This window comes from Arthrobacter sp. AL05, from assembly GCF_029960715.1.
GTDB lineage: Bacteria > Actinomycetota > Actinomycetes > Actinomycetales > Micrococcaceae > Arthrobacter.
Window position 1 is genome coordinate 1 of sequence record NZ_JASBRC010000004.1, and the last position, 20921, is coordinate 20921.

The 20921-nt window shown below is 65.1% G+C and carries 14 protein-coding genes; 3 read left to right on the forward strand and 11 right to left on the reverse strand.

Annotated elements, in window-relative coordinates; translation table 11 throughout:
* Window positions 1–56 precede the first annotated feature (56 nt).
* Genes QK287_RS06380 through QK287_RS06395 form a run of 4 tightly spaced genes read right to left on the reverse strand, consistent with a single transcriptional unit; the run spans window position 57 to window position 8440 of the window.
* A complete protein-coding gene (locus QK287_RS06380; RefSeq protein ID WP_226775776.1) occupies window positions 57–1526 on the reverse strand; it encodes a PAS domain-containing sensor histidine kinase in 1470 nt (489 codons plus the stop codon).
* Between the two features lie 31 nt (window positions 1527–1557).
* Window positions 1558–6426, reverse strand: coding sequence for an NAD-glutamate dehydrogenase (locus QK287_RS06385; RefSeq protein ID WP_282359598.1), 4869 nt, complete (start codon window positions 6424–6426; stop codon window positions 1558–1560).
* A gap of 59 nt (window positions 6427–6485) precedes the next feature.
* Window positions 6486–7799, reverse strand: a complete 1314-nt coding sequence (locus tag QK287_RS06390; protein ID WP_282359599.1) for a P-loop NTPase — start codon at window positions 7797–7799, stop codon at window positions 6486–6488.
* Complete coding sequence (locus QK287_RS06395) at window positions 7796–8440, reverse strand: hypothetical protein (protein WP_282359600.1); 645 nt, start codon at window positions 8438–8440, stop codon at window positions 7796–7798. Before QK287_RS06395 ends, QK287_RS06390 begins: the two co-directional genes overlap by 4 nt.
* 149 nt (window positions 8441–8589) lie before the next feature.
* Here QK287_RS06395 and QK287_RS06400 point away from each other — a divergent pair, with 149 nt between their 5' ends.
* Entirely contained in the window at window positions 8590–8805 is a 216-nt protein-coding gene (locus QK287_RS06400; RefSeq protein WP_282359601.1) for a helix-turn-helix domain-containing protein, read from the forward strand.
* A gap of 34 nt (window positions 8806–8839) precedes the next feature.
* Here QK287_RS06400 and QK287_RS06405 read toward each other — a convergent pair whose 3' ends face one another.
* On the reverse strand, window positions 8840–9439 hold the full coding sequence (locus QK287_RS06405; protein WP_282359602.1) for a hypothetical protein: 600 nt from the start codon (window positions 9437–9439) through the stop codon (window positions 8840–8842).
* A gap of 155 nt (window positions 9440–9594) precedes the next feature.
* On the opposite strand from QK287_RS06405, the gene QK287_RS06410 reads away from it, so the two are divergent.
* Both QK287_RS06410 and QK287_RS06415 read left to right on the forward strand, forming a co-directional pair.
* Entirely contained in the window at window positions 9595–10431 is an 837-nt protein-coding gene (locus QK287_RS06410) for a LysM peptidoglycan-binding domain-containing protein (protein WP_282359603.1), read from the forward strand.
* Between the two features lie 113 nt (window positions 10432–10544).
* Window positions 10545–11039 carry an Rv3235 family protein gene (locus QK287_RS06415; RefSeq protein WP_282359604.1) on the forward strand — a complete coding sequence of 165 codons (495 nt, stop codon included), beginning with the start codon at window positions 10545–10547 and terminating at the stop codon, window positions 11037–11039.
* A 100-nt stretch (window positions 11040–11139) separates the two neighbouring features.
* Here QK287_RS06415 and secA read toward each other — a convergent pair whose 3' ends face one another.
* From secA to mtrB, 6 genes are all read right to left on the reverse strand, one after another.
* Complete coding sequence (gene secA, locus QK287_RS06420; RefSeq protein WP_282359605.1) at window positions 11140–13875, reverse strand: preprotein translocase subunit SecA; 2736 nt, start codon at window positions 13873–13875, stop codon at window positions 11140–11142.
* Between the two features lie 70 nt (window positions 13876–13945).
* Window positions 13946–15205: a crosslink repair DNA glycosylase YcaQ family protein gene (locus QK287_RS06425; RefSeq protein WP_282359606.1), complete on the reverse strand. Its 1260-nt coding sequence runs from the start codon at window positions 15203–15205 to the stop codon at window positions 13946–13948.
* A 32-nt stretch (window positions 15206–15237) separates the two neighbouring features.
* The gene (gene raiA / locus QK287_RS06430; protein WP_282359607.1) at window positions 15238–15963 is read right to left on the reverse strand and encodes a ribosome-associated translation inhibitor RaiA; all 726 of its coding nucleotides are present in this window, start codon (window positions 15961–15963) and stop codon (window positions 15238–15240) included.
* A 143-nt stretch (window positions 15964–16106) separates the two neighbouring features.
* The gene (locus QK287_RS06435; protein WP_282359608.1) at window positions 16107–17156 is read right to left on the reverse strand and encodes a phosphoribosyltransferase family protein; all 1050 of its coding nucleotides are present in this window, start codon (window positions 17154–17156) and stop codon (window positions 16107–16109) included.
* Between the two features lie 88 nt (window positions 17157–17244).
* A complete protein-coding gene (locus QK287_RS06440) occupies window positions 17245–18966 on the reverse strand; it encodes an LpqB family beta-propeller domain-containing protein (protein WP_282359609.1) in 1722 nt (573 codons plus the stop codon).
* Entirely contained in the window at window positions 18963–20780 is a 1818-nt protein-coding gene (gene mtrB, locus QK287_RS06445) for an MtrAB system histidine kinase MtrB (protein ID WP_282359791.1), read from the reverse strand. The genes QK287_RS06440 and mtrB overlap by 4 nt, the downstream gene beginning before the upstream one ends.
* Window positions 20781–20921: the final 141 nt, after the last annotated feature.

Here is a 20921-nt window from a genome sequence, read left to right on the forward strand (position 1 = left end):
TCTTCTTTTTGTCACCTATCCACGCCGCCTGTCACCAACGTCCGTGGTTATTACAGCTAGGACGTGGCCAGACTCAAGACGATCTCGACTGCCGTCCCGCCGCTGTCACGGGCCTTCCACTGGATACTGCCGCCCAGTTCGCTCGTCACCAGGGTACGGACGATCTGCAGACCGAGGCCCTCCACATAGGGTGTAGCGGGGATGCCGACGCCGTCGTCCGCTACCGTGACGGTGAGCAGCTCCTCGCCGTCCTCGCCCTCGGAGCGGTCCGCCATTAGCCAGACCGTTCCGGTCCTGCCCTCCAGCCCATGTTCAACGGCGTTGGTCACCAACTCGTTGATCACTAAGGCCAGCGGCGTCGCAAAGTCGCTCGGCAGCTCACCAAACAGTCCCGAGCGTGCTGTCTTCACCTGCTGCGACGGCGACGCCACCTCAGCCGAGAGCCTGAACTGGCGTCCGATAAGTTCGTCGAAGTCGACGCTCTGGGTCAGGCCCTGGGACAGCGTCTCATGCACGAGGGCGATCGTAGCCACTCGCCGCATCGCCTGCTCAAGCCCCTGCTTTGCCTCATCGCTGACCATGCGCCGCGACTGCATCCGCAGCAGCGCGGCAACGGTCTGCAGGTTGTTCTTCACCCGGTGGTGGATCTCCCGAATCGTGGCGTCTTTCGTCACGAGCTCCATCTCGCGGCGCCGCAGTTCGCTGACGTCGCGGCAGAGCACGAGGGCGCCGAAGCGCCGCTGTTCATCCCGCAGCGGAATCGCCCGCAAGGACAGACTGACCCCGCGGGACTCGATTTCACTGCGCCACGGCATACGCCCTGTGACGACCAGCGGAAGGGTTTCATCCACCAGACGACGGTCCTTCAGCAAACCTGCGGTTACCTCGGCCAGGCTCCTGCCCTCAAGTGACTCGCCGTCTCCCAGCCGTCGGAATGCGGACACCCCGTTGGGGCTCGCGTACTGGACGATGCCCTCGGCGTCGAGCCTGATCAGACCGTCCCCAACGCGCGGCGCCCCGCGGCGCGAACCGGTGGGCGAGGCGAAATCGGGCCACAGCCCCAGTGTTCCCATCCGCAACAGATCGTAAGCGCATTGCCGGTAAGTCAACTCCAGCCGCGACGGCATGCGGGAGCTGGAGAGATCCATGTGGGTGGTGACGATGGCAAGGGTCCGGCCGTTGCGGACCATTGGCACGGCCTCGACCCGAAGAGCCGTATCGCTGCTCCAGTTGGTCTCGTTGGAGCGCTCGATAGTCCGGCTCTCCCACGCCTTCTCAACGAGGGGCAACAGGTCCGAACGGATCCCCTCCCCCACGAAATCGGCGTGGAACACCGTATGCGTGGTGGAGGGGCGGACGTGCGCCAGTGCCACGTAGCCGAACTCTGGATGCGGAAACCACAGCGCCAGGTCAGCGAACGCCAAGTCGGCGACCATCTGCCAGTCCCCGACGAGCAGGTGGAGCCACTCGGCATCCCCCGGCCCGAAATCAGCATGCTCCCTGATAGGGTCCGTAAAGATTGCCACAGCACCTCCATAGTCGAACGCCGGCGGCTGCCTAGCGTCGAACGATTGACCTCAAGAGCCTCAATGCTACCGACAGTGAAGCCATGTCATCGGCCTCAAGCGCGTTCACTTCATCAAACATGCTCTTCGCCCGGCTCAGCTGCTCCGCATTCTGGTTCTCCCAGGCCACAAGCCGCTCCTCTGCCGGTACACCCCGCGGCGTTGCCTCCAGCACTGCCGTCGTCATATCCGAAACGGTCGAGTACAGGTCGTCGCGCAGGGCCGCCCGGGCCAGAGCCTGCCAGCGGTCCCGCCGGGGCAGCTTGGTGATTCGCTCAAGCAGGGAATCGGCGTGGAAGTGGTTGAACAGGGCGTAGTAGACATGCGCGATGTCCTCTACCGGTTCCGGGCTGGCGTGGACGATCTTGGCGATGTCGAGCAGCACAAAGCTTTCGAACAGTTCGGCCCACCGATGGGCCAGTTGCTCCGGCAGGCCCCACGCGCGGGCCGTCTCCAGCCATTCGGCCACCCGGTCACGGTCACCGCCGCGCAGGTAGTCCAGCAGGCGCGCACGCATCGGATCCATCAGCGGCTTGAACTCGGCCACGGTCTCGGCAATTGGCCGGGAGCCGTTGCTTTGGCTCAGGACCCACCGCACGGCCCGGTCCAGAAGCCTGCGGATATCCAAATGGACGGTGCTCCAGTGCTCCGTCGGGAATGAAGCGGGCAACGCATTGAGCTCCCCGACCATAACGTCCAGTTCATAGACTTCACGGAGGGCCAGGAAGGCCTTGGCAACAGCGGCCTCGGACGCGGAGGTTTCTTCCATGGCACGGAAGGCAAAGGTGATGCCGCCCATGTTAATCATGTCGTTCGCCACCACTGTCGCGATGATTTCCCGGCGCAGCGGATGGGTGTCCAGCTCCGCATCGAACCTCTCACGCAACTGCTTCGGGAAATAAGCACGCAGGGTTGACCGGAACCACGGGTCCTCGGAGAGGTCGCTGTCCCGGAGCGCCGAGGCAAGCTCGATTTTGGCGTAGGCCGCCAGGACGGACAGCTCCGGTGAGGTCAGTCCCTGGCCCTGTTCGAGCCGCTCGCGCAACGTCTCCGTTGTCGGCAGCGCCTCCAGATCACGCTTGAGGTCGGCCGACTTCTCCAGCCAGTCCATCAGGCGTTCGTAGCTGGGGCTCCATTCGGAGACCCGCATCCGGTCATTGAGCAGCAGGATGTTCTGGTCGATATTGTCCTCAAGGACGAGCCGGCCGACTTCGTCGGTCATCGAGGCCAGGAACTCCGATCGCTCCGCAGGATCCAGCTTCCCGGCGGCAACCATCCGGTCCACGAAGATCTTGATGTTCACCTCGTGGTCGGAGCAGTCCACCCCGGCAGAGTTGTCGATCGCATCGCTGTTCAGGATGACGCCCTGCAGGGCGGCCTCGATGCGGCCGCGCTGGGTCATGCCCAGGTTGCCGCCCTCACCGACCACCTTCACGCGCAGTTCACGGCCATCGACGCGGATGGAGTCGTTGGCTTTGTCACCGACCTCGGCATTGGTTTCCGTAGCGGCCTTGACATAGGTGCCGATCCCGCCGTTATACAGCAGGTCCGCCGGGGCGAGCAGGATCGCTCGCAGCAGTTCGGGCGGGCTGAGCCTGGTCGTCCCGTCGGGAAGCCCCAGTGCGGAACGGACCTGGGCCGAGACCGCGATCGACTTTGCCTGGCGGGCAAAAACTCCGCCACCTTCGCTGATCAGCGTTTTGTTGTAGTCGTCCCAGGATGAACGGGGCAGCTCAAAGAGACGCTGGCGCTCGGCGAAGGAGACGGCCTCGTCCGGGGTCGGATCGAGGAAAATGTGCCGGTGGTCAAAGGCCGCGAGCAGCCGGATATGCTTCGACAAGAGCATACCGTTGCCGAACACGTCCCCTGACATGTCGCCGACACCGACGACCGTGAACGGCTCGGACTGGGTGTCCAGGTCCAGCTCGCTGAAGTGCCGCTTAACGGATTCCCAGGCACCCCGGGCGGTGATGCCCATCGCCTTGTGGTCGTAGCCGACCGATCCGCCGGAGGCGAAAGCGTCACCAAGCCAGTACCCGTACTCCGCGGCGAGGCCGTTGGCGATGTCGGAGAATGACGCAGTTCCCTTGTCAGCTGCAACAACAAGGTAGGAATCGTCGTCGTCATGGCGTACGACGTCGGCCGGCGGCACCAGCTGCTCGCCGGCTGTTGTTGTCACGAGGTTGTCCGTGATGTCCAAGAGACCGCGGATAAACGTCTTGTAGCTTGCGATGCCCTCCGCCATCCACGCGCTGCGGTCCGCCGCGGGGTCGGGGAGCTGTTTAGCGTAGAACCCGCCTTTGGCGCCGGTGGGCACGATCACTGCGTTTTTGACCGTTTGGGCCTTGACCAGTCCAAGGATCTCGGTGCGGAAATCCTCCCGGCGGTCCGACCAGCGCAGGCCGCCGCGGGCCACCTTGCCGAATCGCAGGTGGACGCCCTCTACCCGGGGCGAGTAGACCCAGATCTCGAACATGGGAGTCGGGAACGGCAGGCCTTCAATTGCTGACGGGTTCAGCTTGAAACTCAGGTGGGCCTTGTTCTGGTAGTAGTTGGTCCGCAGGGTCGCCTGGATCAGGTTCTTGAAGGTCCGCAGCACGCGGTCGGCGTCGAGGGTTGCGACCCGCTCGATCGCAGCATCCAATCCGGCGATGACCTCGTCCTGCCGGCTGCGGCGTTCGTCCTCACCCAACGAAGGATCGAAGCGGGCTTCGAACAGTGCACTGAGCCCGCGGTTGACGTCGGGGTTAGCCAGCAGCGTATCTGCCAGGAATCCGTAAGAGTTGGTGTTGCCCATCTGCCGCATGTACTTGGCGTACGCGCGCAGGACGACCACCTGGCGCCAGCGCATCCCTTCGCGAAGCACCAGCCGGTCGAAGCTGTCCGATTCCACGGCACCGGACACGGCAGCAGAGAAGGCCTCCGCGAGCAACTCCCCCGTTTCCAGGGGGTCAACCCCGGCGGGGTACTTCAGGCCCAAGTCATACAGGAAGAAGTCACGGTGGTCCGCGGTCTCGATTTCGAACGGACGCTCGTCCAGGACCTCCAAGCCCAGGTTGTGGAAATACGGCAGGATTTGGCTCAGGCTTTTGGGCTCGAGCATGTAGAGCTTGACGCGGGCGTCCTCTTCAAGGGTCGCTCCGGCACCATCGGGGAGATAGACGTGGACGCCGGACTGTTCTTGGACTTCGTGCGCGCTGTCCTGGGCTCCGGCTCCGTACTTCTCGAAGCGGGCGATGTCCTCCAGGGCATCCTCCACCTCGTAGTCGACCCGGTAACTCGCCGGGAAAGCCTCGGCCCACACAGCGGCGAGCTCCTTGGCACCGTCCTCCCTGAGGCCCCCGTCGGCGCGGGTGTGCAGGACCTCGGAGATGCCTTCGCTCCACGAACGGGCCGCGCGGACCAGCCTCTTTTCGAGATCTTCGCTATTGACGGTGCTGACATCAGAGTTCTTCGGGAGCCTGATCCGGAAGAAGAGCCGCGCCAGCGCGGACTCAGTCATCCGCGCCTCGAAATCGATGGAGACCGCATCGAAAGTGTCGCGCAGCTCCTTCTCGATGCGCAGGCGGACGTTCGTGGTGTAACGGTCGCGCGGAAGGTACACAAGAGCGGACATAAAGCGACCGTAGAGGTCCGGCCGCAGGAACAGCCGGGTGCGGCGTCGTTCCTGCAATCGCTGGATGCCCGTGGCAATGGCAGCCAGGTCGGGTATTTCGATCTGGAAAAGCTCGTCGCGGGGGTACGTTTCGAGGATGCCCAGGAGGTCCTTGCCGGAGTGTGAATCCGGCGGGAAGCCGGCATCGCTCAGTACTGCGGCGACCTTCTCGCGCACCACCGGGATATCACGCACGGACCCCGCATAGGCAGTGGTGGCAAAGAGCCCGATGAAGCGGCGTTCACCGTTGACGTTGCCGGCAGCATCGAAGCTCTTGACGCCGATGTAGTCCAGGTAGGCGGAGCGGTGGACCGTGGAGCGCGAGTTGGCCTTGGTGATAACAAGTGCGCGCTTTTCGCGGGCCTTCTTCCGGCCCGTCTCCGTGAGGTGCTGAATCTGGTGCGGGGTCTCTGCCCCGCTGCGCAGCAGCCCAAGACCGCTTTCTTCCCGGGGTTCCAGGACGTCCTCTCCGGATTCATTCGTGAGGTCGTATTCGCGGTACCCGAGGAAGGTGAAATTGCCGTCATCCAGCCAGCGGAGCAGCGCCTGGGCCTGGCGGAGTTCGGCGATCTGCGCGTCACCGGGGAGCGTATCCAGGTCGTCGGCGATCTGAAGGGCCCGGTTCCGCATCTTCGGCCAGTCCTCGACGGCGGCGCGGACATCGGCGAGTACCCGTCCGATTCCCGCTGTCAGCGCTGCGCGCTTTTCCTCGTCCACGGGGTCAATTTCGACGGCGATCCATGATTCCATGTGGGAGGCGTTATCCCCCTGGGCGATCAGGTGCGAAAGGTTGGGCATCGCGGCGGTGTCGCCGCTGGAAATGCCCAGGTGCGAGGGGACCCGTGAGACTTTGACGAGTTCGCCGCTTTCCCGGTTGCGGGTCACAACGAACAGCGGATGAATCACGAGTCGGATGGGGGCGTTCTGCCGGACGAGTTCGGCGTTCACCGAATCAACCAGGAACGGCATATCGTCGGTGACGATGTAGACAACACTGCGGTCAGCTTCATCGGCGATGGTGATGTTAGCGGTGCCCGGGAGCCGTTTGGCCGCCGTCTGGCGGTGCATCGCCGCCCGTTCCGAGAGCAATGCCTCAGGATAAGCCAAGGCATCTTCTTCGGCTAGGTGCTCGTAGTAGTCCCTCAGGTAGCCTGCCCCGGCACCGATCGAAACGGGTTGATCCTCCACGCTGGACCCAGACGACATCGACAAACGCCTCCATCAGAAAAGTTCATGGCCGCTTCGTTGCGGCCCTCATGGTGAGCCTAGCCTTTTAGTCGCCGCTTCGCTGTGGAAGAAAATACAGAGGATCGGCTAATTCGCTGGACAGGTGCACAAACAAGGTCGGCGATCCCCCTTCGCAGCGGAGAATCGGGGGCGGCCTCGAGCAGGAGCGATCCCGCCAGCAGCGCCGCATCAGTAGCGACCGGGTCAGCTGGCAGAAAGGCACTCAGCGGGACCGTGGGACCGAAACGCTCCCAGGCATCGCGCAGTTGCCGTTCCGGGAAGCGTCCCACAGCGGACTGCCGGACCTTGTTCAACACCACGCGCGGGGACACGCCCGGGACGGCGGATTCCAGTTCGGCCAAACCCCGGACCAGCCTTGGAACACCTATCGAGTCGGCCGCTCCCACGGCGAACACCATGTCCGCAAGTTCGAGGCTCCTCAAGGTCGCGGCGTTGCGGCGAGGTGCCATCGTATCGAAACTCAATTCCTCGTCGCTCTCCAGGCAGAACCCGGTATCGATGACTACGACTTCTGCAAGCTGCCGGGCCCGGGACAGCACCAGGGAAAGTGCCGCGGGTCGGAGTTCGGTCCAGCGGTCGGCCCGGGTGATTCCGGTCAGCACCCGGAAACTACCCGTCTTCGTTACAACCGGAGCCGCGATCCGGAGCAGCGCTTCCTGGTTCAGCAGGCCTTGGTCTGCAAGGCGGCACGCCTGCGCGAGCCCGGCGGCTTCGTCCAGCAGCCCCAGCATGGCCGCGACACTGGCGCCATAGCTATCGGCGTCCACCAACAGCACGGATTTCCCGGCGGCGGCGAGTTCGGCGGCCATATTGACCGCGAGCATGGTCCGGCCCGGCGATCCTGCGGGCCCCCACACCGCGATGACCTTACCGGCACCGGATCTTTCGGCGCCGTCCACGGCGCCCCCGCCGGAGCTTTCGGGGGCCCGGCCGGCGTCGGGCGGACCAGAGCTGTCACCTTGCCGGAGCAGCGGGTCCCGCCCGGTGAGTTGGCTGACAGCGGACTGGATACGGCCGGCAAGGGCCGCGGCGCCGACCCCCGATAGTTCGGCGGCCACCCCGATCCCCTGCAACCGGGCCATCTCTTCCGTGCTGTCGGTCAGGGCCACGACGGCCACCCCCACGGCGGACAGCCGGTCGACAAGCGATGCGGTCAGCTCCTCGCTGCCCTGCGCCACGACTGCGGCACGGGCAAGTCCGCTCTGGCAGGCGGCCAGCAGTTCGGCCAACTCGGTACACCGCCGGACCACCGACACCGGGCCGTGGAGGCGTTCCAGCCTGCCGACCAGGTCTTCCCGCGAGTCCCCGACAGTAACAACGGGGATACTCATCGCTTGCCTCCCCCAGGGTTCCAAACGACGGATATTTTCGCCTTGTTGGCCTGCGCCCCCAGCAGGTTCGGCATCTGCCCGTCGGTCACCAGCACCATCACCACTGTGGACCGTGCGGACCCCAGCGCGGTGCTTCCCGGCGTAATCCGGGCGATTTCTGCGCCCGGCAACAGCAAGGCCGGCTGGCTGAATCCATTCCTGGTATCCGGCAGCGCGACCCAGACATCGACCCGGGAACCTGCAACCGCTTGCTCCGGCAGGGCCTCCTCGACAGTGACGGCCACCGGTTTCCGGTCCAGTCCGTCGGGCCTCCCGAAACTGCCGCGCGGCAGCAATTGGTCCTTGCCGATCCTCTGCACGGCGACCAGCCCGTCCGGCACGCCGGTCGCGGGCGTGAGATAGTGCTGTTCGACCTCGCCCAGGCGGACCTTGACGCGGTCCAGCTTGTCAGCGCTCAGAGTTTCCCCGACGGCGATCGCTTCCCGCGCGGTGTAGGCCTCGGCGGTTTGGTCCGCGGCTCCCACCACTGCGATCACACCCGCCACTGAGGCAAGCACCAGCAGGATGCCAATAATCAGCCTGGGGTCTTTCCAGGACGGCTTCTTCAGCCGCGCACCGCCGGCTGCCGTGCTTGCACTCATGCGCCCGCTCCCCCCGTCATTGCCGCCGGTGACGGCCCGGCCATCATTATTGTTGCCCCTTGGTGCGCTCACGGGAAGATGCAGAAGCAAAAGAAGTGCAAACTGTGGATAACGGCCCTGGAACGGACCATCGATGGCAAAATGGGATCATGCCCCGATTCCTGACCCTTGCCGACGTCGCAGAGCAGCTCCAGATCAACGCCACGGCTGCGTACTCGCTCGTGCGCAGCGGGGAGCTCAAGGCCATTCAGGTGGGCGGACGGGGCCAGTGGCGTGTTGAGGAGAAGATGCTCGAGCAGTACATCGAGGAGCGCTACGCGGAAGCTGGCCGGATGATCGAACAAGCAAAGTCCAAGAACCGCTGAGCCGGGGAAACCCGGCGTCGCAGCCACGCCGGATTCACCGAGCTGCCGGGTAGCCGCGCGGATCGTCATCCGGAGACCGGGCGGACCTGATTCCGGCGAGGGCGCCGAAGGGAATCGTCGCCAACTGCCGGACATTGGCCGCCCGGCGGTCCTCGCCTTCCCCGGTCACCGCCAGGTCGAAGTGGTCGCGGCCGACCCTGTCGATCACACCGTGGAGAGTCGTTTCGCCTGCTGACCCTCCGGTCAGCAGGACAGCAAGAGCTGCGCGGTCCCGCGCCAGGCCGCGCAGGGCGCTGGCCAGTCCAAGTCTTTGCCGGACCCTGGACGGCTCAGGCACTGCGAACCGCGCAAGCCCGAGGTAGCTAAGCGCCGAGTCATAGGGAATCAGCACTTGATGCTGTGGTTCAGCCAGCACGAGCGCCTGACTTCCCGAGTGGATCAACGTTCCCTCGAACGTTGTTCCGGAGGCGAGCTGAACCCGTATTTGTAGCCCCACCGAGCCCCGAAGCCGGTCACCGAGCTCCACGGCTGCCGCTTCCGCCCTCGTCCGCTCCATAATTTCCGCGTCGAGATCCAGCCGCACGCCCGCGGCCATTTGGGTCTCCAGATCCTCAAAGAGGGAATCCCAGCGCATGGCGTCAGGGTACGCACGGCCCACGCCAGCGGTCAACCACACTCCGGAAAATTAGCCCTAGACAAACGTCACTATACGAATCCAAACTTAGTTAAACAGCATCAAATTAGTTCTAAAAGCATCAAACGGCATCAAAGAAAGACAGGCAGCAGACCATGGCCGCAGCAGACGTTCCGACATCCAGCCCGCACCCTGCGCTGCGCGCCGACGTGGTGATGGCGGCAGCCATTTTGCTGCTGGGCTTCCTCCTCGCCGCAACAGGAGGCGCCATGGTCCAGCGCTGGAGGGTCTCCTCCGCACATCACGCGTCCTTAGGGTTTGAAGACCAGCTTGGTGCCGCTGCGAACACGGCAGGCCTGGTGGTGATTCTCTGGTGGGCAATGTCGCTTGGCATTGCTGTGGCGGCAGCCCTCCTCGAACGCGGCGGAAAGGTCCGCGCCGCCTCAGCCACCGGCAGATTTGCCCCGGGCTATATGCGCCGCCTCGCCTTGGCCGCCGTCGGACTCCAGCTGCTCACCGCACCGCTGGCCACAGCAGCCGTCCCACCGGCATTCCCCGACCCCGCGGCCTCGCCCGCGGCCACACCAGCGGCATCCGCAGCGTGGATCCCGACGGCGGTTGCGGACGCGACAGGAGCTCCGCCTGGAACGTACACGGCGCGGCCAGCGCCGGCGGCAACACCCGTAAATCCGTCGCAAACCCCTGCTGTCGAGATTCCGCAATGGCAACCGTTGAGTCCGGTTGTCGACCCGGGACCGCTGGCGGAGCGCCCGCTGCGTCGGCAGCAAGCAGCGGACCACACGACTGAAGTGACAATCAGGCCCGGTGATTCGCTGTGGACCGTAGCGGCCGGCCGTCTGGGAGCCTGCGCCTCCGACGTCGACATTGCCCTGGAATGGCCAAGGATCTATCAGGTCAACAGAGGCATCATCGGGGGTAACCCGGATCTGTTGCGGCCTGGCCAGGTGCTCAGGCTGCCCCCCGGATTCTGAGTGTGCCCGAGCCCAGTCCCCGATCCTTCCGGTCTACGGCCCATAGAGATCCCGGCTGGGAACATCCCCGGCATCGCATTGCGCCAATTGAAAACCCTCAGAAAGGAAGCACAATGAACGCCACCAGCAGCCTCCGTGCCGCAGCGGAACCCAACCGATCCCTAGCCCCGCCACTTCGACTGGTTCCCGACGGTGCGGCCCCGGCATCCCTGCCGGCCGGGCCCTGCATTCCGGCAGCACCGCGGCTGCCAATGCCCGACGAGGACCAGCAGATCTGTGCTATTTCACGCAGCACGGTTCAGGCCGCCATCGAGGTGCTGGCCGGTGCCCGTGCGGTGCAGCAGTTGGCAAGGCGGCTCGACGACCGCTGTCTGGCGGCCCTGCAACACCGGGCCGCGTTGACGCGGCGGATGCCGTGCGGGGCGTCGCCAACCGCCGGACGGCTGCACCGTAATCCGTCCGTCCACTCCGTCCGGGCCTGCCGGGTGACCGCGGACATCTACGAAGCCAGCGCCGTTGTGGTCGAGGAATCGCGGGTGCGCGCGGTCGCGCTGAGGCTGGAGCGCAGCAGGCTCGCCTGGCGGGTCACTGTGCTGGAAATCGGCTGATTGCCAAGGCACAAGGCCAGTTACCACCGGCCAGGCTTCCCAATGGACCCGGCGGAAGGAGGAGAACCTAGCTGCGGCTGGCTAAGCCGCAGCCGTTCAGCTAGCGCTTCCTCTTCTTGTTGGCGCGACGCTGGGCATCCTGGGCAGCCTTGGCCGGGTTCCCCGAGCGGCCGGAGGACTTGGCCTCCACCCGGGTCTGGGCCGAACCGTCCTCACCCGGGGCCGTGTACTGCAGCTGCGCCGGCTTTTCAGGGGCTTCCAGCCCGGCAGCACGAATCTGCGGCTCGTGATGTTCGGTGTGCTGCCCGGCGTCGTCCGCAACTACGACGTCCTCGGCAGGGGTCACCTCAACCTCAAGGTTGAACAGGAACCCCACGCTTTCCTCGCGAATGGCCTCCATCATGGCCTGGAACATAATAAAGCCCTCGCGCTGGTACTCCACCAGAGGATCGCGTTGGGCCATGGCGCGCAGCCCGATGCCCTCCTTGAGGTAGTCCATCTCGTACAGGTGCTCCTGCCATTTTCGGCCGATCACCGAAAGGACGACCCGGCGCTCAAGTTCGCGCATGCTCGTCTGGCCGATAGCCTCTTCGCGTGCCTGGTAAACCAGACGTGCGTCGGAGAGGATCTCCTCCTTCAGGAACTCCACCGTGATCCGCGGCTTTCCACCGGCCTCGTCAATGACCTCGCGCGGCGTAACACTGACCGGGTACAGGGTTTTGAGGTTGGACCAGAGAAGGTTGAAGTCCCAGTCGTCGCCGGTACCCTCTGCCGTGGCTTGCTCGATGAAGGCATTGATCGTATCTTCCAGGAAGAACTGGACCTTCTCGTGGAGGTCGTCCCCCTCGAGAATGCGCCGGCGATCACCATAGATGGCCTCACGCTGGCGGTTCAGCACGTCGTCGTACTTCAGGACGTTCTTTCGCTGTTCGGCGTTGCGGCCCTCCACCTGACCCTGGGCGGAGGCGATCGCACGAGAGACGAGCTTGGATTCGAGTGCCACGTCGTCAGGCACTGAGCTGCTCATCAGGCGTTCCGCGGCGCCGGAGTTGAACAGACGCATCAGGTCATCGGTCAGCGACAGGTAAAACCGGGACTCGCCCGGGTCGCCCTGGCGGCCGGAACGGCCGCGGAGCTGGTTGTCGATCCGGCGCGATTCGTGCCGTTCGGTGCCCAGCACATAAAGGCCGCCAAAGCTGAGGACTTCTGCGTGCTCGTCCTTGACGGCCTGTTTGGCAGCCTCGAAAGCGGCCGGCCAGGCGGCCTCGTATTCTTCGGAGTTCTCCTCCGGGTCGAGCCCGCGCTGAGCCAGTTCGGCGACGGCGGTGAACTCGGCGTTGCCGCCGAGCATGATGTCGGTACCTCGGCCGGCCATGTTGGTCGCAACCGTGACGGCCCCCTTGCGGCCTGCCTGGGCGACGATCGCGGCCTCCCGGGCGTGGTTCTTGGCGTTCAGGACCTCATGGCGGACACCCTCCTTGGCAAGGAGCCGGGAGAGGTATTCACTCTTCTCGACGCTTGTGGTGCCAACGAGGACCGGCTGGCCCTGCTCGTGTCGTTCAGCGATGTCCTTGACGACGGCGTCGAACTTGACCGCCTCGTTCTTGTAGACCAGGTCCGCCTGGTCGATGCGCTGCATGTCCCGGTTGGTGGGGATCGCAACAACGCCGAGCTTGTAGGTGCTCATAAACTCGGCGGCTTCAGTTTCGGCGGTGCCGGTCATGCCCGCGAGCTTGTTGTACATGCGGAAATAGTTCTGCAGGGTAACCGTGGCGAGAGTCTGGTTCTCGGCCTTAATCTCGACGCCTTCTTTGGCCTCAATCGCCTGGTGCATACCCTCGTTGTAACGGCGGCCGGCGAGGATGCGGCCGGTGTGCTCGTCCACGATCAGCACTTCACCGTCCAGGATGACGTAGTCCTTGTCCCGCTTGAACAGTTCCTTGGCCTTGATGGCGTTGTTCAGGAAGCCGATCAGCGGGGTGTTGGCGGACTCGTACAGGTTGTGGATACCGAGGTAGTCCTCGACCTTCTCAATGCCGGCCTCGAGCACACCGACGGTGCGCTTCTTCTCGTCAACTTCGTAGTCCTCCTCGGACTGAAGCCGCGTGACGACCTTAGCGAACTCGCTGTACCAGCGGTTGGTGTCACCCTGGGCCGGCCCGGAGATGATGAGCGGGGTCCGGGCCTCATCGATGAGGATGGAGTCCACCTCATCGACTATGGCAAAGTGGTGGCCGCGCTGGACCAGTTCGGATTGGTCCCACGCCATGTTGTCGCGCAAGTAGTCGAACCCGAATTCGTTGTTGGTGCCGTAGGTGATATCCGCAGAGTATTGCTGGCGGCGTACCGCAGGATCCTGGTTTGACAGGATGCAGCCGCTGCTCAGGCCAAGGAACCGAAACACCCGGCCCATCAGATCCGACTGGTACTCAGCCAGGTAGTCGTTCACCGTAATGACGTGCACACCGTTGCCGGTGAGGGCGTTCAGGTAGGCCGGAGCGGTGGCCACGAGGGTCTTGCCTTCACCGGTTTTCATTTCGGCAATGTTGCCCAGGTGCAGGGCGGCGCCACCCATCAGCTGGACGTCGAAATGGCGCATGCCAAGGGTTCGGGAGGAGGCTTCGCGCACGGCAGCGAAAGCCTCGGGCAGCAGATCGTCCAGTATCTCGCCATCACCGTGGCGCGCGCGCAGACGGTCCGTCTCTTCGCGCAATTCAGCGTCGCTGAAGGTCTGGAAGGAGCTTTCCAGGGCATTGATGGAATCGGCATAGTTCCGCAGTTGCCTCAGGGTTTTTTTGTCACCCGTGCGGAGAAGTTTTTCGATAAGTGATGCCACGTGAAGTTGCTCCCAGTCTCAAGCTGCCGAATTCTGGCGTATTTAGTCTACGGGAGAGACGCAGGGCCGATTACGCCTGTCCCCTCTTAGCGGATAGCCCGCTCCCTGCCTCGGACACTGCTGCTGCCAGCGCCGCTGCCAGGTCCCCTTGCTGGGAAACAACTATCCGGTCCAGTTCCAACCACTCTGCCATGAGCCGCAGTTCAGCGGCGAGTTCGGCGGCGGTGTCGGACGGAGCGTCGGGTTCGGCATGGGCCGCCCTCGCCAGCAGGATGCGGTTGGATCGATCGGCTTTGAGGTCGACGCGGGCCACGATCCCGTCCCGCAGCAGGAACGGCAGCACATAGTAGCCGTAGCGGCGCTTCGGTTCCGGAGTGTAGATCTCGATGCGGTAGTGGAAACCGAACAGGGCCTCCAGCCGGCGCCGCTCAAAGACCAGTGAGTCGAAAGGGCTCAGCAGCGCACGGCCGGTGGCCGTGCGGGGCAGTTTTGCCTCGATATGCCTGTAGACGGGCCTATTCCAGCCGGTCACGGTGACAGGCAACAAGCTGCCGGCGCGGACCAGGTGGTCCACGGCCAGGGCCGATGCACGCAGGGGCGTCCGGAAGTAATCGGCAAAGCATCGCAGTGTGCCGATCCCGTGGGCACGGGCGGCCGCATCGATCAGACGCACCAGCGCTGCGGCCCGGGATGAGTCGGTGGTCGGGAGGCCCGACGGCGGTGCGGGCCGCTCAGGCAGGACCCTGGCGGTAAGGGTGTAGCGCCGCTCGAACGATTCCGTGCGTGACGCGGCCGAAATGATCCCCGCCTCAAACAGGTGTTCGAGGACCATTTTGACGGCGTTCCAGTTCCAGCCCCAGTTGTCCCGCTGCCGGGCCTCCACATGGCCCAGGCGTGCGGTGAGTTCGGCGGCGGTCATCGGCCTGCCGTCCGCCAGCGCCTCCAGCACCCGGGACGCGACGCCGCTGCGCAGCTGGGGGTCCATGGAATGCGCCCCCACCCATTTCCGGCTTTGCCACAGGACCAGGTCCTGGAAATGGTCGGGCCGGATGAAACTTGCCTCGTGGGCCCAGTACTCCATCATCCGGCGCGGATGGGACCCCGCCATTCGCTGAAGGATGGCGCGGTCGTAGTTCCCCAGACGGGAGAAGAACGGCAGGTAGTGGCTCCGGGACAACACATTCACGGAGTCGATCTGGACAAGCTGGAGGCGGGCAAAAGTACGGCCCACCGCCCGTGAACTCACGGGTCCGGCGGGCCGTACCTTGTCCAATCCCTGGGCTGCCAGTGCGATCCGCCGCGCCTGCGTGAGGCTCAGCGCTTCCGGCACGTCAGTCCCTTCGTTGAACGGTCAGCTTCAGCTTATGCGCTGGCCGGCTCATCCTCGGAGCGGTAGGCGATGATCTTTTCTTCCAGCGGGGCTTGCCCCGGCTCGCAGGTCTGGTCAAGGGAGATCACGCCGTAGGTCCAGCCCTCACGGCGGTAGACGACGGACGGAGCCTTGGTCTCCTTGTCCACGAAGAGGTAGAAGTCGTGACCGACAAGTTCCATGTTGTCGACGGCGTCGTCGAGTGTGAGGGACGCCGCGGGAAAGACCTTCCGACGGATCAGCACGGGTGAGTCTCCGGCGGGGATATCGTTTTCGACCTCGTACGGCGATTTCTCATCGGGGGCCGTCTTCGACTCCTGCCAGTGGCTCGCCTCTTCGTAGAGGGGCTCGCTGGTACTAGCGGGCTCAAGCGACGCCGTCGCCTCGGTCACGGACTTGGGGGTGTGCCGGCCGTGGTGGACCTTCTTGCGGTCCTTCGCCCGGCGCAGGCGCTCCAGAAGCTTGTTGTAGGCGAGATCGAACGCGGCGAATTTGTCGGCGGCGCTGGCTTCGGCACGAATCACGGGCCCACGGCCCAGGACGGTCAGCTCAACCGTGAGCATCTCGTCCGTCTGCCGGGCCTTGGTCTCCTTGGAAACCTTCGCGTCCACCCTCTGGACCTTGTCCCCGAGCGACGCGATCTTCGAGATCTTCTCGTCAGCGTATTCGCGGAACCGGTCCGAGACCGTCAAATTACGTCCGCTGATCATGAACTCCATGGTGCCCTCCAAATGACTTCGGTGACACGACGACGGCACTTCCCGAGGCTGATCTGACTGACAGTCGAGCCCCTTTCCGAGCCGCCATCGACAGGTACATCTGTTCTTGGTACCCATCTTCGACGTTAGTTCATACACACCTCTTATTCATCCTTTTTTGGTTTATTTTTTTCGTTGACGGGCCGTTTCCCTGCTATCGCACCGTCCGGACCGGGGAAGCCCAATGTGACCGGCGGGCGTGTCGCGGCGAGGACTACGGCACCCCGCACCACCGCGCCGGCCGCATGCAACGCCCGGCTGGCCTCGGCCAACGTGGCCCCGGTGGTGAGCACGTCGTCAACGATGATGCACGCCCGGCCGTCCACCCCGGGATTGAACGGCCAGCGGCGAACCCGCATGGTTCCCTGCACGCGCTGCACCCTGTCCCGGCGCCCCAGTCCCTTCTGGCCACCCTGCCCACCTGATGACGGCCCGCACGCCGGGAACGGCGGCCTCGTCTTCCGGAGTGCGTGGACGATGGTGAATCCCGGCTGCTGCCCGGCTCCCGGCCCCCTTGGCCTTCCCGCCCTGCCGAGCAGCACGTGGATCGGGCTGAAGCCGCGCTTCCGGTAGGCGCTGCTGCTCGTCGGGACGGGTACAAGGAGCAGTCCCCGGGACTCCCCGGCGGCGTCGCGGATGGCCCGGGCCAGGCCTTTGGACAACACCTCGGCGAGCTGACGCTGCCCGTGGCTCTTGAACGACAGCACGGTCTGCGCCAACTCCGCGCGGTAGGCGCCGGCAGCCACCACCGGAAGGATCACGGCGCCGTCGACGTCCATCAGTGCCGGGGCCTGCGCTTCTGCCCGGAATGGTTGGCGCATCAATAGCCGGACCTGCCGTTCGCAGCCGCCGCAGAGCGGCATGTCTTCGGCCCCGCAACAGACACACTCCACCGGGGCCACGAGTGCCAGGACTTCGGCGGCAGCGGCGGCGGCAGCCGCCGCCAGCCGTGCCAGCGGCAGGCGGTAGGCGCCCCGGTGTCTCGCCGCAGAAGCTGCGGCAGTAACCAGATCGGGGTCGACTGCGCGTTGGGTCCGCCGTGCGGCGCCGGTTGCGCTGCGTGCACCTGTGTGCGGCTCAGCGCCGGCGCTGCCGTCGTGCCCAACTGCCGCCCTGGCCCCGCGGCGGCCGCGGGCTTCCCTGGCTGTGCCCATCCCCCCACTGTGCGCCCCCGCAGCGCCCGTTGGCAGTCCTTGACTCAGCTATGTGCGGAACCGCTGGGGGTCCAGTCAGGTGCGGCCGCTAACCCGGATAGGACGGATCGATCGGCCCCTTCAGCTGCGGGGCCCAGCCGTTACCGAGCCGCTGGAAGATCCCTTCCCCGGACTGGGCATAGATTTCCTCGCCGCCATTCCCGGCGCTGAGTGCGGTGAGCCCGGGCCACGGCGCGAGCGGCTGCGGCTCGGACGCGGTGAGTGGGAGCAGCTCGGGGGTGACGGATCCGCTGGTGGAGCCCTTCATCACGGCGACCGTCGTGTCATCCACCCACACTCCCTGGTCCGGATCATTCGTCGACAGCAGGGTGGTCGGCACGGTCAGTTCCTTTGGGGTACCGTCCGCGGCCCGGACGATACCGGTGATCTGGACTTTGGTCTTGCCGTTCTGCTGCGTGAGAATGAGGGCGCGGGTGCCCTCGCGGGAAACCCTGAACTCCTTGACGGACCGCCCGGCGAGCCATGCCGGCGCCAGGGTGACCGCGGGGACGCTGGCCCCCTCGGCAACGCCGACTGGCCGGTGGGCGACCATTTCGGTGTCGCCGTTGGCCCCCGGCCCGGCCGTCCAGACCCAGTCGTACCGGTCAAAGGACGGGCGGGTCAGCGTAGCGCGGGTAGCGAGCGCCCTGGCGGGCTGTCCCGGCACGATGGAGTACAGCGTCCCGCGCCCCGCGTTGAGGAAAGCCGCGGTCTGCGACACGGGCGACTCCGCCGGGACCCGCGGCGCCAGCGCCGATACAGACTGGATGCCGGGAAGCGGCGAGATCCTGTTGTTCTCGTACCGGACCAGGTCGTTCTCGCTCACGGCGATCTGGCGGCCCGGTACGTTCTTGTCCCGGATCGGCGGGACAACCGAACCGTTGTCATCTACGCGCACCAGGTCCTGGTTGGCTCGGAGCTCGACGTTGATCACATCGGGCTGGCTGCGGAACGTCAGCGAAAGCTGGGTCTGCATCCGCAGGCGGTCCTCGTTGGAAGCCTCCACAAGGTCCTTCGCCGAAAGGTCCACCTGGGCGGCACCGGAGACGACCGGCACGGACTCGCGGGCCAGCTTGATGCCGGACGGGAAGGCGCTGACCACGGCCCCCTTGAGATACGGGGCCGGACCCGCGAGGAGGGCACTTGTCATGGCCTTGACGGTCTTCTTCCGGATGAACCACCGGACATCCGGCACCGCGTAGGTGAACGTCGGGTCATAGAAATAGATCGGATAGGCGCCATAGATTACTTTGAACGTCTCTTCCGGAATTGCCGTACCGTCCGGGAGCTCGGCAATCCGCCATTCACCGTCAACCTTGGTCAGGGTAGCGGGAATATTCTCCTTGGTTCCCTCCGGCAGCCGGGTCGCGACTCCGTCAGCGTCGACGGAGTAGGACACGTCAAGTTCGTAGTTAAAGACGTTCTCGACAGCTGTCGGGACGACACGGGCGGAACGGAACACAAGCACCCGCTGGTCCGGCTTCCAAGTCACTGAGGACGCCTGGGTCAAGTATTGGCGCGCCACCGCGTAGTCGTCTTCGTAGCCGCTGCCGGCGAGGTAGAAGTCTTCGATCACGGCCTCCGGCCCGGCCCCCTCACGCGGGGCCGAAGGGAAGAACACAGGGGCATTATTGGGGTTCCCAGCGCTTTCGTCGGTGCTCTTTCCCACCGGGCCCGAGCGCGGGATCTGGGCACACGATGTCAGCAGGAACAGCAGGAGCGCCAGCAGCACGGCCGCCGCTCGGTGGCCTTTCCATGCGGCTCCGTTCATGGCCCCTCCTTCATTCCGGTGACTGCGGTTCCCGGGTCCGCGATTCGGGTGACGGCTGAGCGGGCGTGCGGTGTGCCGACGTCGGGGACGTCCCCGGCCGCCGGGGCAGGAGCATCGGCGCGTGTGACGGGCACCGGATCCAGCAGCAGCATGGTCCGCTCGCTCCCCACGCCACGGAGCCCGACGTCGACAGGCTCCAGTTGGAGGGGTGACTTCGCAATGGCTTCGCCCTGGCGAAGGGCCAGGGTGAGGCGAAAGTTGGCTCCGACCCCTTTCCGTCCCCACGCCTGCAGCCAGCCGTTGTGGAGTTTGGCGTCTTCGGCCGCAATGGACAACCCGAGGCCGCTGCCCCCAGTGGTGCGCGCCCGCGCCGGATCGGCGCGCCAGAACCTGTCAAAAACGCGGGCCGCGTCCGCCGGTGACAGACCGATGCCGTGGTCCCTGACGGCGACAGCGACGGCGGTGTCGTTGGCCGCCACCGAGATGTTCACCGGCCGGCCTTCGCTGTGTTCCAGGGCATTCAGCACAAGATTGCGCAGGATCCGGTCAATCCGACGGTCATCCATGTCCACGATGATGCTGCCCGCAGGCGCGTTGAGGGTGACCGCGGAGCCGTACTCGGCGGCCACCGGCGCTACACCTTCCATCACATGCGCTACCAGCTGCACAATGTCGCCCGGTTCGGCATCGAGTGTGGCGACGCCCGCGTCGAAGCGTGAGATCTCCAGCAGGTCGGCAAGCAGGGACTGGAAGCGCTCCACCTGGTTATAAAGCAGTTCCGCCGAGCGCTTGTTGACGGGGTCGAAGTCGTCGCGTGCGTCATAGAGCACCTCGGCGGCCATCCGCACCGTGGTCAGCGGGGTGCGTAGTTCGTGGGAAACATCCGAGACGAATCGCTGCTGCATCTGCGACAGCGTGGCGAGCTGGGTGATCTGCTCCTGGAGGCTGGCGGCCATGTGGTTAAAGGACGCGCCAAGCCGGGCCACCTCATCCTCGCCCTTGACTATCATCCGCTCCTGCAACTGCCCGGCCGCGAGTTTCTCGGACACCAGTGCGGCATGGCTGACCGGGCTGACGACGTTCCGGGTCACATACCAGGCGACGGCACCAATCAGCAGCGCCAGCACGGCACCGCCGGCCAGCAGTACGTTTTGGATCTCGTCAAGGGTCTTTTGTGCCGTATTGAGGTCATAAATCAGGTACAGCTCGTAGACCGTGCCGTTGAAAGTGACCTTGTTGCCCACTGCAATTCCGGGCCGGTCCTCGGTACCCACCGGGAATTCCGTGGAAGCCCAGAACTGCTCCTTGCCGGAATCCTGCACCGCCTTGCGCAGCTCGGTCGGAATGACGCTGATGGTGAGCTGGTCCGAGGCCCTCGATTCGACCCAGCGGTTGCGCGGTTTGGTCTGCTCCGGCATGGCTTCGAAGACGTAGCGCCGCTGGATCACGGAACCGCGTCCCTCGACGGCGTTCAAAGTGTCATAAACGAGGGTGATAACACTGGACTGGTCGGTGACCTGGGCGCCGTCGAAGGTGTCCTGGACCTGCTTGACGTTGTATCGTGTCTCCGACTCGGCCTGGGCCAGCCGTTCCTGGAAGAGATTATTGGCGATCTGGTTGGACAAATAGGCCCCGACGACTGCAAATGATGCGACTGCGAGCATCAGTGTCGTCAGGACGGTCCGGAACTGCATGGAACGACGCCATTTGCGGTGCAGGGACCGGAGCAGATAGCGGATACCCGGAAGCAGGCGGGAAGAGCCGGTGCCAACCAGCCTGGCCACCCGCACGCCCACGATCCGGGACCGCTTCATCCAAAGCCGGGTCCGGAACCGCAGGGCCTGCCGGCGGACCGCGGGACCGTCCGCATGCGCGGCGGCCGGGGCCGCGGGACCCGCAGTACCTGGTCCCACGACGCCGGACGGCTCCGGCGAGGTGCTCACCGGAGCTGCTCC